This window comes from Roseateles sp. FW305-36, from assembly GCF_058787015.1.
In genome coordinates this window covers 1-14,960 of the sequence record NZ_JBYSZK010000033.1, presented here as the reverse complement: position 1 = coordinate 14,960, position 14,960 = coordinate 1, and the positions used below count along the sequence as shown (strand labels likewise).

At 60.8% G+C, this 14,960-nt stretch carries 9 protein-coding genes; 1 reads left to right on the top strand and 8 read right to left on the bottom strand.

Features of this window, described 5'->3' with window-relative positions:
- Positions 1-155 precede the first annotated feature (155 nt).
- From AC3WOE_RS30245 to AC3WOE_RS30220, 6 genes are all read right to left on the bottom strand, one after another.
- A complete protein-coding gene (locus AC3WOE_RS30245; RefSeq protein WP_492696204.1) occupies positions 156-1,109 on the bottom strand; it encodes a hypothetical protein in 954 nt (317 codons plus the stop codon).
- Positions 1,106-1,603, bottom strand: a complete 498-nt coding sequence (locus AC3WOE_RS30240; protein WP_492696202.1) for a hypothetical protein — start codon at positions 1,601-1,603, stop codon at positions 1,106-1,108. Before AC3WOE_RS30240 ends, AC3WOE_RS30245 begins: the two co-directional genes overlap by 4 nt.
- Positions 1,600-6,177 carry a hypothetical protein gene (locus AC3WOE_RS30235; protein WP_492696200.1) on the bottom strand — a complete coding sequence of 1,526 codons (4,578 nt, stop codon included), beginning with the start codon at positions 6,175-6,177 and terminating at the stop codon, positions 1,600-1,602. The genes AC3WOE_RS30240 and AC3WOE_RS30235 overlap by 4 nt, the downstream gene beginning before the upstream one ends.
- Before the next feature lie 580 nt (positions 6,178-6,757).
- On the bottom strand, positions 6,758-7,087 hold the full coding sequence (locus AC3WOE_RS30230; protein ID WP_492696198.1) for a hypothetical protein: 330 nt from the start codon (positions 7,085-7,087) through the stop codon (positions 6,758-6,760).
- Between the two features lie 92 nt (positions 7,088-7,179).
- Entirely contained in the window at positions 7,180-8,490 is a 1,311-nt protein-coding gene (locus tag AC3WOE_RS30225; RefSeq protein ID WP_492696195.1) for a type II toxin-antitoxin system HipA family toxin, read from the bottom strand.
- Entirely contained in the window at positions 8,487-8,864 is a 378-nt protein-coding gene (locus AC3WOE_RS30220; RefSeq protein ID WP_492696193.1) for an XRE family transcriptional regulator, read from the bottom strand. Before AC3WOE_RS30220 ends, AC3WOE_RS30225 begins: the two co-directional genes overlap by 4 nt.
- A gap of 420 nt (positions 8,865-9,284) precedes the next feature.
- Here AC3WOE_RS30220 and AC3WOE_RS30215 point away from each other — a divergent pair, with 420 nt between their 5' ends.
- The gene (locus AC3WOE_RS30215; RefSeq protein ID WP_492696192.1) at positions 9,285-13,880 is read left to right on the top strand and encodes a phosphorylase family protein; all 4,596 of its coding nucleotides are present in this window, start codon (positions 9,285-9,287) and stop codon (positions 13,878-13,880) included.
- Between the two features lie 122 nt (positions 13,881-14,002).
- Here AC3WOE_RS30215 and AC3WOE_RS30210 read toward each other — a convergent pair whose 3' ends face one another.
- Positions 14,003-14,254, bottom strand: a complete 252-nt coding sequence (locus AC3WOE_RS30210; protein WP_492696189.1) for a hypothetical protein — start codon at positions 14,252-14,254, stop codon at positions 14,003-14,005.
- 169 nt (positions 14,255-14,423) lie between these two features.
- The gene (locus AC3WOE_RS30205; protein ID WP_492696187.1) at positions 14,424-14,807 is read right to left on the bottom strand and encodes an MltR family transcriptional regulator; all 384 of its coding nucleotides are present in this window, start codon (positions 14,805-14,807) and stop codon (positions 14,424-14,426) included.
- Positions 14,808-14,960: the final 153 nt, after the last annotated feature.

Below are 14,960 nucleotides of genomic sequence, written 5' to 3'. Positions count from 1 at the left end.
TCCCCCCCCCCCCCCCCCCCCCCCCCCCCCCCCCCCCCCCCCCGCGGCGAACCGGGCAGGCGGCACCCCGGGGCAGCGCACGATGAGTTCAACGCCGCACATGTTCGTCTTTGTGCGCGAGTGGGGAGCTAACTGCCAGACGCGGTTGAAAAACTTCAGGCTGGTTGCGGCCGTTCTCCGATGGCAAAGAGATCACCCGTGACGACGTGCATTTCCAGAAGTCGGAGCGACACCTGCCGGCGGCTTCCGGTCTCGTCGATCACTTCGGAAAGGCGAAGCTCGTCGTGTTTCGCGTTGAATGAACCCAGGCCGCGTTGTACGTTCACTCGTGCTCGAACGCGGACGTCGGTCGCCTGCGCTAGGGCGAGAAACTTGGCGATGCCGGGGTGCGATTCCTCATCGAATCGCAACCGCAATCGACGCTCGAACATGCCCTTCATGGCCGCGCCATCAGGCTCGGCAGCTCCTCGAACTTTGACCATCGCAACGCCCGGGTCTTCGTCTACCGTCCGCACATCCAACTCAACTTCCTGTGCAAAGGCGGAAGGCAGCGCCTTGGGGGCAGGGGGCACGTTGGCCAGCGGCTGCCCACTTGCATCAATGGGCTTTCCGTCTTGGGTGCGCGCCGTAGTGAGCAACTGTTCGGCCAGCGAACCGAGGCTTCCGAGTTTGGTCAACTCGCGCCGCCAGGCTTCAATAGTCGGCGCGGACTCCCGGCTGCCCCACAGCTTTTCAGCCACGCGACGGGCACCGTCGCTCGCCTTGGCTAGTTCCTCAACCGGGGGCGCAGAGCTGAATGCGTCTGCAAGAGACGATTCTCCGGCGCTGGCTAGCTCAGCCTGAGCATCCGGAATGAGAAGGAGAGCCAGCATCACGGATTGAGCGACCTCCGCCGGAAGCCCGACGGCGTATTGACGGCCTCGACTGCGCAGCCGGCACAACATGCCCCTGATCACATCGATCTCGCGCAAAAAGTCCGAGATCGGCACGTACTCCGCGCCGTCGACAAGTCGGCGAGCTCGTTCGATCACCTGTTCCCGCAGCTTGGCGGTGGCCATCAGAACCAGCTCACCCGCACGCAAGCCTTGATGCACTTTCTCTTGCTTCATAGAACCTCCTTCGTCAGTTGCATTGCGACCTTGGCCGAAATCAGCGCTGCGCGAACGAGTGCCGTCAGCCGGCCGATACGTACCCGGTTGTTGGGAGCCGCTACATCGGCCACTTGAATCAATGGGAAGCGGCCGATGTCGCGCTCCGGCGTGCCGAACTGAACCCGAGGACGCAGCGCGTCCATTTGCACGGGACTCACAGGACACGGGTACTTGCTGCTGAAGCGAACATGCAGCAGCAAGTCGTCAGGCAGGCACGATGCGTGACTGCGCAGGCGCTCAGCGAGGTCGTTGCCACAGAGGTCTTCCAGCATGCGGACATGGCGTCGCCGCGGGTCAAGATCGAGAGCCAGCAGATCCAGTGCACCCGGCGCGCGACTCATGAACCGCGTGAGGAGCGCATTCCCGAGTTCTGAGGCTCCGGCGTTCATGTCGGCTTGCCGACCGCGCGGTTTAGGCGTACCGCCGCGCCGGCGCAAGAGATCAGGATTCATGGCTTTCCCCTTTGAAGTTTCGATTCGATGGTTTCGGCCAGGCTGATGGCGATGCCGAATCGTTGTGCAGCCAAATCTCGAGGCATCCCGGTAGTGCGGGCCAGCACATACCTGGCGATGGCGTCCCCCGTCGACGGCTTCGATGTTGTGGTGGCAACTACTGGCTCGGGTTGTTTGCGCACCAACGCAGGCAGGTTGCACCGGTGCGCGGCAATGCGTGCGATGACATCCCAGGCGCTGAATTGCTCGTCCTGGCGTTTGGCACGCGAGCGTGCCGCCCGCACAGCGTCCGTGCTGCCGAGTGCTGCGGTGATGAAGGCATCGTCGGGTTCGGCGGCGGCCAGCCGCCTGTTCGCCGAGACTGCGCGCAATAGCGGCCAGACCGATGCGTAGTACGTCAAGAAAGTCGAGGCATGGCCTTGGCCGCATTCCATCGTGGCCCGCACGATCCCGCTGAAATCGAGTCGTTCTGGCTGAGTTCGCGCGGCGCTCACGGCACGGCCATGGAAGATGGCTTGAGCGGCGGACTCCCACCCCGGCCAGGCGATGTGGCAGCCGGCGGAGGCTCGACCACAGTGCGGCCGGTACGACGGGTCTCCGGTGACCAACGTCAGCGCCTCGTTCTCGACCTGATCAATGGAGTCGAAGACGGACCAGTCGGTGCCTTCCTGATCAAGAAAGAGGAATTCGCTCGCGCCCTGTGCACGGCCTGCCGCGTATTGCCGAACGTCGGCGGCCGAGCTGCCCAGTAGCGTGCATAGCCGGATAGCCGCAGGCGACTTCTTGTCGCTGAAGCCGGCGTTTTTCAGGATGAGCCGGTCTGAGTCGGCGGTCAGGCAGGCGGTGGATAAGGTCGCCCGTTCTCCGCTTCGAAGGGGAACGGCTTCACGCAGATGCAAATCGATGCGCGAAGCGCCGAGCAGCACAGGCCACTCGACCAGTCGACGTTCGATCACCTGGCGCGCATTCGTATAGTCAAAGCTGTAGACCAGCGTTGCCGCGGCGGCTTTTCGCTGTCCATCCGTCGTGAAGGCGGTGACGCCTCGCAGGAGCTCGTCGGGGACATCCCATCCAAGGCGATCGCGCCCGACCAGCAAGAACCGACGCAGGCCGACCATCTCGGCATCCCCGTCCGCGCCCGGAGCACCGATCGATTGTTTGGCGCGTGAAAACCAATGCACAAAGTCTGGCGCGATCCATAGGGACATGTCGTCAGTCGTCGAGACGAGCCCCAGCGCCATGAACACCTGTGTTCCGTAGGTGCGCAACGAGCTGTACTGACGACCCGCGCCGCTCGCTCTCAAGGTGTCGTCGATCCAGTTGCGGCACTCTTCCTGGAGAACCTCCTTGGCACGACGCGCCGGTATGTCTCCGGTCGTGTCTATCGAGTCGATGGCGCTTAGGAGGTCTCGCGCTCGCCGCTGTTCTTCGCCTCGCGGCACGCGGGTATTGCCCTGCACCCCAAGCTGGCGTCTGAGCTCAGCCAATGCGGACCTCAACTGCACGCGTTCCATCGCGGCGGTTCTACGAATTGGCGTGAACGGAAGGTCTTCGAACCGGGAAGTCGGGTGCGCTTGGGCAAGGCGCAGCACCGACTCGCGATTGGCGGTGGCAGAGAGGATCGCGCGTGAGGACGCTGCTAGCGTGCCTGGCGCCTCGTGAAACCGATGCCATCGTTGCGCCAAAGCGCAGTACGACAAGAAGGCATCTCGATCGTCCTCTGGCCAAGTCACCTCCGGGCTGATGGAACGGATCCACGCTCCCGCCGCGCGCATCTGCTCATCCGAGCAGACCGACTCGTTGTCCAGGGCCTTCCCAACCGCGACAACGGTGCGAGCGTTTAGAGGTTGAAGAATCTCGCTGGAGCAGCCTGTACGTGCCCACATCAACATGACCCCTTGGTTTGCCTTGACCAAGGAAGCAGGCATCTGTGCCTGCGCCTCCAGCAAATCAGTCGGATGGATGCCGTCCAGGGTGACCATGCATGTCGGCGTGGTGCCTGCGGTGAGCTCGGTTATCGATGCATGGGTGACGAGTAGTGCCTCGACCCGTCCGACCACCTGCAGAGAAGGCAGCGTGAGCGGATCAGCCGCGGGCAGCAAGATCCTGCCGCGATTTCCGCGGTGCGGATGGAGGTACGGATCTCGGATGGGCGACGGCGCTGGACGCGCTGCAGGGCCCAGGGCCGGCGCGACGGGTTGCCCATTTGGCACCTGCATGAGCTGCAGCTGCGACAGGATGGGCTTGAGCGCCTCGCCACAACGGTGTAGCGCCAGCGCGGGGGCGACGGCCATCGAGTCGGAGAAGACTTCAGCACCGATGTGGCCGTGACCCGTGATGGCGGCGATCAGCCAGGTATCGACGCTTGCCGCTGCCAGGGCAGAGATGAAAAAGTGTCGACCAATGTTCGCTGGTCGCTCAAAGAACTGTCGCGCCGTCACGGCCTGCACATCTAAGCGCTTCAGTGCGACGCGGTGCAGTCGCGCACCAGAGGCTTCGGCTGCCACCGCCAGCCCAAAGAACAGGCAGAGACGGTTTGGTAGCTTGCTACCTGGTTGGCCCAGCTTTGAACGCAGATCTAGCTCTAGGCGGTGGGCTTTGTGACGCAGCACCTCGATGTCTGAACGTACGGCGTGCAGGATTTGGCGTGTCAGATCTCCATAGGGAACGGCGCGCCAAGTCCTGTACGGGTCAACATCCTTGTCGCCCAACAAGCCAAAGTCTGGAGAGGTCAGCAACGCTCCCGCGGTCAGCCGGTCGAAGCGCTGTGCGCGTTGCAGAGTCAATGTCACGAAGCTGGTCAGCCTGGCAATGCTGAGAGACGTCCAAGCCTCGGCGACGGCTGTCGCCGAATCTGCGCCTTCAAGCCGGTTCCGTGCTGCCCCACATTCGATTTGCAGCGAAGCCCAGCCGTCGCGAAATTCATCAACCGTTAGATGGATGGGGGAACCGAGCATCGCCGCCTGCGACGCGGTCGGAACGTGTGTCCAGTGCAGGCCGAGATAGCGGTCGACGTCCAGTTGCCAGGCGGTCAACTGCTCTTCGGACAAGCTCACGTAGTGAAGCATGCCCGCGGGGACAGTTGCGAAGTCCAGGCCAAGCAAGGCTGCGGCGACTGCGCCGTGGCCTCGATCAAGGTAGACGCTGCGATATGACCGCGCGAAGCGGACCGAGTAGGCCTTGTAGTTGTCGTCGCCGTGATCGCGTAGAAATAGCCCAAAGGCCTCGATCCATGCGTTTGTCGAACCGGCATCGTCTGCGCCGCCGACCAGTTCAAGCAGTGACGTGGCGGCCGGCTTTAGCGCGGCGAGTTGTCTTAGATGCGATGTGCACCTGTCGCTCAGACGGATCCGGATCGGCTTGCATTGGCGCCCGGCTGCTCCTGCACCAGAAGCGCGCGATTCGAGAATTCGATCGAAGTTCCAGCAAATGGAGCCGTTGGTGAAGTCGAGCCAGACGTCGTCGTTGCGGACGAGTGACAGCGTCAATACGCGCTTGGGCGATAGCGGCAACTTGAGCAGAACCTCCGCTACGGCGGCACGCGTGCGGTCGGCTCCGGCGCCGCTCGCGAGCGTCCCCGCCAATGCCATGCAGATCCGTCGCAAATTCTGTGGTGGCAACTCGCCATAGACAGCGGTGATGCCGAACTGCCCGCGATAGGCCGCATGCAGTGCGCGGTGAAGCAGCAGGCCCATCATCGAGTGATGTCCGCGGGGTTCTTCGTCCGAGCTGGTGGGCTGTTCGTCGCTTTCGGTGTCCTCTGGGCCTTCGTCGTCGACTGGCTCGTCGGCCCCGATATTTACCTCGACCTGCTTGAAGTTGAGGTACGCGTTGGAACCGGCAGCAGCGGGAACAACCGTGTCCGGTGCGGGTAGGTCAGCGGCCAAAGCTAGCAGCGTCCACTTGTACGTGTCGAGCAAGCGGGCATTGCGCAGGCCGGGCAAGACTTGTTGGAACTCTGTGGCATCTAGCGGCATCCGTTTGGCGGCCTCGACCCAAGCGGCCGGTGTATTGCTGCGTGGAGTGCCTGTCCGGCGAAGGGTCTCCCAGTCATCGGTTACTGAGTTGGACAAGACACATCCGCGCGCGAGCGCATGGAACACATGAATTCCGAGCCAGGCATCCAGTCGCGCCCTCGCTTCCGGTGGCAAGGTGCAGCGCACAGGGGATGCCAGCACATCGCTGGCCAAGCGCTGCGAGACGACTGGGCACAACATGTCGAGCCAAGGCGCCGACGGCGCAGAGGCGGTCAGGCGGTCCAGGAGCCCGCGCATCGCGTCTACCCATTCCGAGGCTCGCTTTGATGGATGGCGAGCCGCAGCGGCCGCGGCCACTCGCGTCGCGGTTCGGAGCGTCGGCAACACTCCGGCGCCGTTCTTGCGAATGGTGAGTGCTGACAGGATCCGTCGCTGTGCCGGTGTGGCCTCGACGGCTGAGACCAGGAGGTAAGTGTCGGGAGACTGTCCTATTGGCACTCGCGGCGAATCGCTGTCGATAGGGACCTCGGGGTCGCTTTCAAAGGCATAACTCGTCGCGTCGCTCGGCAATTCGAAGGTCGCCTTGAGGGTGTCCATGGCTGGTTTGATTGCTTGGTATGGAAAACTGCGGGCGTAGGTAGCCCCTGCCGCCATGCGAATTGCGCTGGCAGGCACGTCCTCTTATGGGGGTGTCGCTGCGCTGGTTATCAGCCGGTTGGATAGCTGAGCGCGCAGGCAGTGACGGCCGCGGCTTCAGGGCGAGCCGGCGGGAGGCGGCAGATGTGAGTGACGGCGCGTGGCTCTAGCGCGATTGGCGATCGACTTCATGTACACATGGTCGTCGATAGATAGGCCTCAAAGTGAGCCGTAAAGTGGTACCGGGAACGTACTTTCAGGGACTATCGATGCGTGCTCGTGATGCATCGCATCTCATCTGCCCGCGAGTCTTGTCGGGCGTGCAGGCACGTATCCGTGGCGCCTACAGTAGGGATGACCAGTTGATCTGACTCCATCCCTGCACCTGTCCCATTCAGATCACCGCTGAAACGCGGCTATGGCTGTCCAACGTCTTGGGGACAGTTCACCGGTTTAGGGGACACCACCGCGCTGCCAGCCACTGGCAGTGCAAGGTGAGTTGGCCGGACGGATACGCCGTATCGCCGTCATGGGCCTTGAATCACGTCATCTGGCTAGTTGGGGATGTCAACGCCTTCACTGCCGAGGCGGATAGCTGCGCCAACAGACGTAGTGATGCTTTGGAAACTTGGTCGAGCCGGGTGTTGGCTGATGACGCGCTTGCATACCTGCAGGCAGCGTGCAGTTGAGCGGCTGCCTCGCAGATCTCAACGTCGGCACGTTCCATGACGATAGTGAGACGCAATACCTGAAGCAGTCGATCAAGCTTGAGGAACTGATCGATCAGCCGCTGTTGCCAAGGCTTCGCGCGTGAAAGTCCCTTGGGCAACAGCCTTACCAGGTCTTCCATGTCTCCGATCATCTTGGCCACGGAGGCGGGGTCCGCTCCATCGCTGGGTATCGCACGAGTGCTCATTCAACCGATTCTCTAGTACGCGCAGACGGTAGCTTTTCCAATCATCTCTAGCGTCTGAAACGCCGAGCAACGGGGCTTCTCTTTGCATCAGCGTAAGCCTTCGCTGAAAACGACTCGCGCTGAGATCGAAGCTCCTGACCGTCCACATGTTGTGCGATCGACTCGATGTCGGCGTCTGTGACGCCGCACGTCTTGAAGTGACTGCGCCATTGGCCTATCACCGCGATGACTCGCTCCACTTCTTGCCCTGCGTCAGCCGCACTGAGACCAAAGGCTTGGCACTGCGACATCGCGTTTTTCAGGGTTGAATCGTGTCCATCCGCTCCACAAACAAACTCTTGATAGCCATGGGCCCCAGCCGAAGGCAGGATGTCGTACGCCGGAGATAGGCGATATCTTCCATTGGCATGCGGGTCGACGACCAGCAGTGCATGGTTCTTCTCATGGTCGTCGGTGTTGTCGATGAGGATGTTGAAGACCATGCGACGGAACAGTTCGCGTGAGTCCGCAGCGTTGATGCCGTCGCTTGCCACGCCAACTCGCCGGAGCAACAAGGCAAGTGCCGGGTAAGACAAATCGGGTTCTTGGTTGCCTGGTGCAACCGCTCGCAGTCCTGTCCCCGCCGAGATGCTGTGAATCCGCCGCTTTCCATCGCGGTCAAAGCGTCGGACTGCCACGGCATGGCCTCGCTTGAGAGGAATAGCCAGTGTTTCTGCGGCGCGAATGCCTGCGGTTCGGGCGAGGCTCATCGAAGCATGCTCGATGAGCGGTGAGTCCAAGGGATCGTCCTTGCGTGGGAACTTGACGACCCATTCATCGCCTTGGATTTCCATCAGCGCCTTGGGCTGTGCTCCGCCCAGCGTGCCCCCGGCGGCAAGGATTTTCTGTTCTGCATGCGTGATCGGCTCTGATGCTTCAACCTTGGCGACGATTTCACTGACTGTCTGCGCCATCTCGTACCGTGGGAGTGGCTGACTTCCGTGAGGCAGATATTTCGCATCAGAAGTCGAGACACCCAGTGCACCGAATCGATCGTCTCCCGCGTAGTAGAGGTACTCCATCAAGGACAGCCGTGCGGGCTTGTCGACGTATCGAATGACGCGTTCGCCCCATCGGTCGGGTCTTGCATCATCGACGGCACCAACTGCTCGGGGTGAATCGGCCAGCAGTCGTCCTCGCGGCAAGTACTCGATGTCGACCAGTGGAAGGTCATCGCTGATCGGAAAACCGTTCTCGATCCAGGACTTCGCATATGTGAGGGAAACCCCTTTCCCCGATTCGACCAGTCGCAACTGACCGACGAGTAGTGGTTGCTCGACGGCCTCGAGGTACCAGAGGAAGAGGGCGTCCAGCTTCATTCGGGTTTCTCCTTGCGAGCCTCGCGAGTCAAGGCGGCTTCAGCGCTAGCTCGGGCCCTCTCCTTGCCCAGCTCGACCGCTTCCCTGACGTCGAGTTCGAGCGCGCCGCGGTCATGCTCCGGTGCCGCCAGCTCCGCCAGGTCCCCGTCTCGTCCGATGAGCCAAAGCGCCGTCGCGAGAATTCCGAGACTGACCGTCGGATCACCAGACTCGAGGCGCGTGAGCGTGGGCACGGTCACACCCATTCGTTTGGCCCATGTTTTCAGCGATTCCCGCCGGCGCAGCCTCGCGACTGCCAGGTCGGCCCCAAGCTTTTGCAGGCCGCTTGCTGTTGACGGCGGCATCAGAAGAAGTGCCTTGGAAACCTTTGGCATACAAATAGAATTTATCAGAATGATCGCATAAGATATATTCTATTGGTACGAGCGCTCCGCTTCAAGCGGCTCCGTCGGCTTCGTGAGCAGTCCTATCCACGGAACTCCACGGCGCGCAAGCCCGCACAAGTGCCGCGTCCATCGTGGTCAAGCCCACAGCGGGAATGGCGTAGAAGCAGGGGCATTCCTGGTCCCGGTGGGCAAAAAACCTTTGACGCGACCAGATGCCCCATCGGCAGCATGTGCGGCAGGATCCTGCTGATCTCCGTTCCGCAGAGCAAGACGGACTGAGTCTCGCTCTTATAGGGAAACCGCCGAAGCTCCTCGTTCGCCTCTCTGTTGCAACCGCCGCACCAGCCGCCCCGTTTCTTCAAGCGTGCTGCACACTATGGTGCAAGAGGGAAGTGGGGAGGCAAAAAAATGGCTGCTCAACGCACGCTTCTGGATGCTTTTCGCGGCGAGATGCGAACCAGCGTCGTCGAGTTCGGAAAGCGACTTTGGGAGATGGACAGTGACGTGTTCATCTTCATGGCCCGCAAAGCCGCGTGCTTCTTTGACTGCATGCGAGAGCAGCACCTTGCCGCTGTCCGTGGCATCGCCATCAGCGACCGGGTTCTTGACATGGACCTCTCGTTCATTCAAGGCAAGCGCGTTACCCTGGTGGATGACTGCGTGTTCTCTGGAACGACCTTGTTCCACGCGAAGACGGCCGTTGAGAAAGCCGGTGCGGCTTCATGCAACACATTGACCTTGTCAGTCAATCGCGACTGGATTCGGCCGCAGCTCCTCCCGGGAGGTGACGAGGCCCATCTGCTCAACTTTGCCGAGCCTTTGCTGCAACTCGACGATTCTCAATCGGTGCAGCAGTGCTATGACATCGTTCGAGCAATTTCCGTCTTTCCTCGCCCGTATGACGTCGACTTCCCGCATACCCGCTCGCTCAAGATATCTGCAGGTGGTCTGGAACGCCTTCTAAGGACACCTGGCTGGGAGCCGTTCGATGTCTCGTCGCACTTCCAGCTTGATCACCAAGTTCGTGTCTTCACAGTCCTGCCATCGGCAGGAGTCCGCGCATCGCTGTTCCGATCTCATGAGGGGCTGGAGCCCATAGCCCAAGCGATCAAGCTGCGCATCTATGCCCGAAGGATCTCCGCGAAGACCTGGGCTGTCAGGCTGGTACCTATCGTTGTGCTGGGTGCATTGGACCCGGTCGAGCTGGTTCAAGATTCTTGCTGGGGACCCAGCCTGAACGCGAAGCTGACGGCGTCAGGACTCATTACGCCGAAGTCCCGTTACCGGCTACTCCAGTTTCTGCTTTCGACGTCCCTCCTGCGCCACTTCGCTGGCCATGCGTCTGCGGATGCAACACCCATTGACGCGGAGGTGAGAAGTGACTTGGCCGAGATGGTGTTTGGCCACCGGTACACGGATTTCATTGAAGAAGCGAACCTGTCTTCAAAAGGCATCAAGCTGCCGCGTCCAGTCGTGGAGCCGATAAGCCCAACCACCTCCCGCTTCGATCGCACGCCGACTTCGGTCTCAACAAGCGCTGAGCTTGTGGCGGAATGCGTAAGACCTTTCACGTGGCTCTACCGGAACTTGGAGATTCCGGCTCGCCAGGCTGTTCGAGAGTCTGGCCTTCAGCAAAGCCTGGATCAGACGCGAACGGATCTCGTGCGTCTGGGGAGAGGCTTTTCGTTGAAGGCTCTAACGGACCGTCTATCGAGCCCGGTGATCGACGTGAATCGGTTCGCCACCATCTTCTTGGACCGAGCGATTGATCTGGGCATCGCCGTACCGACCATTGTCGAGGACGGCGGAGCGATCTATCGCGCGTTCAGGCATGGCGAAGACGCTGTCTTCGGGGAGGCGGAAGAACGACTCACCATGCTGGCGCTGAAGGCCTACATGGAGAGCAGGGGTATTGGCTGCGTGTACGGTCTCGAACTGCAGAAGTTCATCGTGCTGTTTGCGCAGATTGCGACTCGTGAAGGAACGCTTCTGGAGCGCCTGAACGCCACCGAGTCGGTCAACTTCGGCTGTCAGGTTCTCTCCATCAAAGGACACCTTCATGGCCCTGTTCCAACACTGGTCGTCCAGGACGCGTCGGGGTCCATCGGAGCCCCTTTCGTCGACGGCAATACTCATCCGGCGCCGTGGCTTGTGGACGTTTGGGCGGACCGTGACATCCTTAGGCTTGACGACGGCGGGGTTGCGCCTCTGGGCCCTGGGGACGTTCGCAACGGCAACCGGCTGATTGCGAGACTGAAGGATCCCAGTGACGAGGCGGCGCAAGTTCTTGTGGCCGGCTTTGCCGAGGAGACGAAGCAAGCGTTGATCGCGCTTGGCGCGGACGCGTCCCCATCGGAGTCACTCATCCGAAGCGTGCTCTCCGATATCAACGCCCTCTGCGCTCGAGGTGAGGTTTGGCAGGACGAGCGCCTAAGTCGTTGCGCCACCAGCGAAGCAGCGATCGGTTTGGTGGCCAAGCCGCCTTTTGGGCTGCCAAGACGAGCTAATTTCTGCAGGCTCCTTGTTGAGGAGGCGTTTGCGAACGTAATCAATCGTCGCGATTTCGGGACGCGGTACGTTGTAGGCGAAATTCCGGGTTTGGAGATCGGTCCACGCAAGGAGGCCAGGGCGAGAAAGATAGGACGCCTGCTCGGAAAGGTGGTTGGCCGCAACCACGTCCTGGGTCCGCGTCCGCTTAACAACGATACCGATCTGGTCATGCTTTCGACATGTACCGAAGGCGACCACCAGGTGAGGGCGCTCAGCGGTGAACTTGCGATCTTGAGGACGCGCCTCCAGGGTGCGCTGGATGGGACGCGCCGGCGTGTGAAGCACGCCGACTATGTGGGAGCTATGCAATATCTTCGCGCCCACCACGTCTACATCGCCGCGAACAGTGGCGCAATGAAGTACCGCTGGTTTTTTGACCAAGAGCTACCCAGGCTTCTCGACCGTGTGGCTCGGCACTGTCAGGAGGTGGACACCAGCGGGGAGCTAGCGGACGAGTGGTGGCAGTTTTGGCCTGAGGCGGCCATTCCCACGGTTACCGGCATCAGTCCAGTCATGCGAGGTCACATCGATGCTATGGGGCGCTGGCTCATTTCGACCAATGTCGCACTTCGGTTGTTCATCCTCTGGATCTTGTATTCGGGACACAAGGTCGATGTGTCGGCCAGCGACGTGAAGCGAGCCGCAGATGACCTCCGCGACTGGTGTCGCTACTTCGGCGTGTACGGTTGCGAAGAAACCTGTCCGGACATGAGAAAGATCGTCGCGGAGGCATCGGCGATGGTCACGCAATTGGATGAGGATAGGCTGGATGATCTCTGCCGCCGAGCGGCAGGGGTGCTCAATGGCCCCGCCCGTCACGACTTTTCAAAATTGCTCGACGATGCGCGGCTGTTGTGCGAGTCATATGGGACACCGGGCGAATTCAGGCCGTACCCGTATGCGCTGTTTTTTGACGCCGGCGACGTTGGCTCTTCGGCCGGTAGCGCTGTCGATTCAGAGCTGCGCATCGCGCTTTCAGAACTGGACAGCGCGTCGTTCCGATTGGCTGAGGCCTCTCGCAACCCGTGGCGGAGCGGCCAATGGATTCTGTTTCGCGGAAATCGAAGCTCGACGGCGGCTGCTGAACTCTGCGCGCGCATGGTTCGACTTTGCCTCCGGCGCAGCATCCCGTTTCGCGCAGTTCTGTTCGCAAGACTCAGCTATCCAGATTCAGTGCGAGACATGTCTGGCAGCCTCAAGGTCGCGGACGAAGAGTTCTTGCGGCGAGTCTCCGCCATGCGTGATCAAGTTCTCCCGAACTCCCTCGGCAACGAGATCGTTTGCCTTCAGGATGCAACATCCCCAGGACTCCAAGAAAGCGTGAAGGTGGCGACCGCGCTCGGTGTTGAAGCTCCCCCAGAAGCTGAGGTCGAGACCTTGGACTCGAAGAGCAAGGACCTTCCCACCAGAAAGTATTTGATGAGTAAGTTCTGCTTGACGGGTGCAGCTGCCGTCCAGGATGGCGCGCCTCCTTCCGGGCCAGGCCCCAATGCATTGCAATCGGGTGCCGAGTCCATTGCCAGCCTGTATGGCCGGGTGGACGTAGGGATCCTGACCATCAGGGAAGACGAATTCGAGGCGGTCCTGGCCCGCTTCCCGGAGCGTCGCCACGTCGACGGTACCGGAAGTGACTACTTGATTTCCGAGATCGACGATATCGATGGCAACCGTTGTCGCGTGGCCATCACTCGAAGTCCCGAGCAAGGGCCCGCGGCTGCGCAAGCGACTGCGACTGCCATGATTACGGACCTGAATCCGACGTGGCTGTTGGTCGTCGGTATCGCCGGCGGACTTCCCGATTCCGAGTACTCGCTCGGCGACGTGTTGCTCTCAGTTCGAATGAACGACTTCTCGGTGACTGCGGCGGTTGAAGGCAAGGCGGCCACCTATCAGGACATGGGCAGCCCGGTTGTCCTCGAAGTGCAGAAGCTGTTGGCGACCCTGAAAGGGGTCCAGGAGCGATTGGGGGACTGGAATGGCAGCATCGGCCCGGCAAAGCCCCGAGTCAAAGCCCCTTCGTTGGACAGCGACACACTATATGGAGAGGCGGCCTGGAAGGAGTCCGTGATCAGCTCTCTCCAGCTTAATTTTCCTTCAGGTAAGGCACCCAGAAAGCCGATCTTCCTTGCGGCCACAATGATCACAGGGGGCACGCTACTCAAGAGCACTGAACTCGCGAAGCAGTGGAAGCAAAGTGCCCGTAGCGCTGCTGCAGTGGAGATGGAACTGGGAGGTGTTGCCCGCGCTGCGTACTCCTGTCACAAGGGAACTCGAGTTCTGGCAATCCGCGGGCTTAGCGACATTGTTGGCTACCGCCGATCGCCGGCTTGGACGGAATTCGCGTGCCACTCAGCGGCAGCGTTTTGCCATGCCCTCGCGCGTAGTGGAAGATTGCGAAAGTCAGGAACGGGAGGCGAAAACTTGTCAGTGCCTACTGCTCAGAAGACCGGCTGATCACCTGCCAAGCGCTTACGCTGGAGGCAGCCGGTAGCAAATGATTGAGCAGCACCTGTTAAATGGCCGAGCGGTCGATCAAGGCTTCACTTTGAGGTCGGTACGTCGGCACTCTATCCCGGTTAGCGATTGAGTTTTTCGCCCAGCTTCGAGTGGGCAATGATGATGCTGACCTCTTTGAGGAAGCGGTCTCTCTCGTCGTCCGACAACAGTTCGTCGTCCTCGATTCGAGCTTTCAGTTTCTGCGCAAGGTCCAGCGCCTTCTTGTGGGCTTTGCGAAGCAGGTCCAGCTTTACCGGTACGGCGTTGCCTTCCGCATGAGCCTCCTGAGCAGCGTTCTTTACCCGCTGCAAGTCTTGAGCGATTGATGTCATGGGCTTGAAGGGTACTCGTGACTGATGGGGGTCAAGGGCAAGTGGCAGCGGCAAGGCAACGTCTGCAACATTGTCGCCAGTGCAGGGAAGACCTGACCCCATGCTCTGCGGGTTGGCGCCCGGGAGCCGCCGCTTCCGGTGAGGTGAGCAAACCCGGAATTCGACTGGATCAGTTCCCGTCAGCCACGCGCTTGGTGCCTAGCGCGCTGATCAGCAGCCGCTGGCTAAGAAGAACCACCGTCATAGTGAAGCGAACCCGTGCATCAGTGAGTTGCTCTGGCTGGAACAGGAGTTCACCTGTGCCCCGGTCCCAGCGCTCTAGTGTCTCGGCAAACTTCAGTTTTCCGCAGGTTTCGGCCATTCCGGTGCTTGAGAAATCTAGCATGTGGTGATGGTGAGCAACTCGGTTCCGCAGTTCACCCAGAACGAGCAGATCTTGATAGATAGCTCTCGAGATGAGGCCGAGGGAATAGCACACGGCTGAACGCGCAGCGAGAGACCCTAGAGCGCCACTTCGAACATCCAAGAGGTTCTCCGAGACCGAACTATCCAAAAGGTAATTCTTGAGGATCGATCCCAGGCACGCGTCTATGTAAGCACAAGAGACGACGATCGCTGAGAAGTCAGGTGTGAGCGTCCAGTCTGGCCATCTTGAAGATCGGCAAGGAGCATAGGAGCCTAGTCCCCATTAGCAACTCTTGGTGGA

Excerpts from the sequence above, each read along its gene's own strand:
- AC3WOE_RS30245 (WP_492696204.1), bottom strand. The coding sequence starts at position 1,109 with ATGAAGCAAGAGAAAGTGCATCAAGGCTTGCGTGCGGGTGAGCTGGTT.
- AC3WOE_RS30225 (WP_492696195.1), bottom strand. The coding sequence starts at position 8,490 with ATGAAGCTGGACGCCCTCTTCCTCTGGTACCTCGAGGCCGTCGAGCAA.
- AC3WOE_RS30240 (WP_492696202.1), bottom strand. The coding sequence starts at position 1,603 with ATGAATCCTGATCTCTTGCGCCGGCGCGGCGGTACGCCTAAACCGCGC.
- AC3WOE_RS30215 (WP_492696192.1), top strand. The coding sequence starts at position 9,285 with ATGGCTGCTCAACGCACGCTTCTGGATGCTTTTCGCGGCGAGATGCGA.
- AC3WOE_RS30210 (WP_492696189.1), bottom strand. The coding sequence starts at position 14,254 with ATGACATCAATCGCTCAAGACTTGCAGCGGGTAAAGAACGCTGCTCAG.
- AC3WOE_RS30235 (WP_492696200.1), bottom strand. The coding sequence starts at position 6,177 with ATGGACACCCTCAAGGCGACCTTCGAATTGCCGAGCGACGCGACGAGT.
- AC3WOE_RS30220 (WP_492696193.1), bottom strand. The coding sequence starts at position 8,864 with ATGCCAAAGGTTTCCAAGGCACTTCTTCTGATGCCGCCGTCAACAGCA.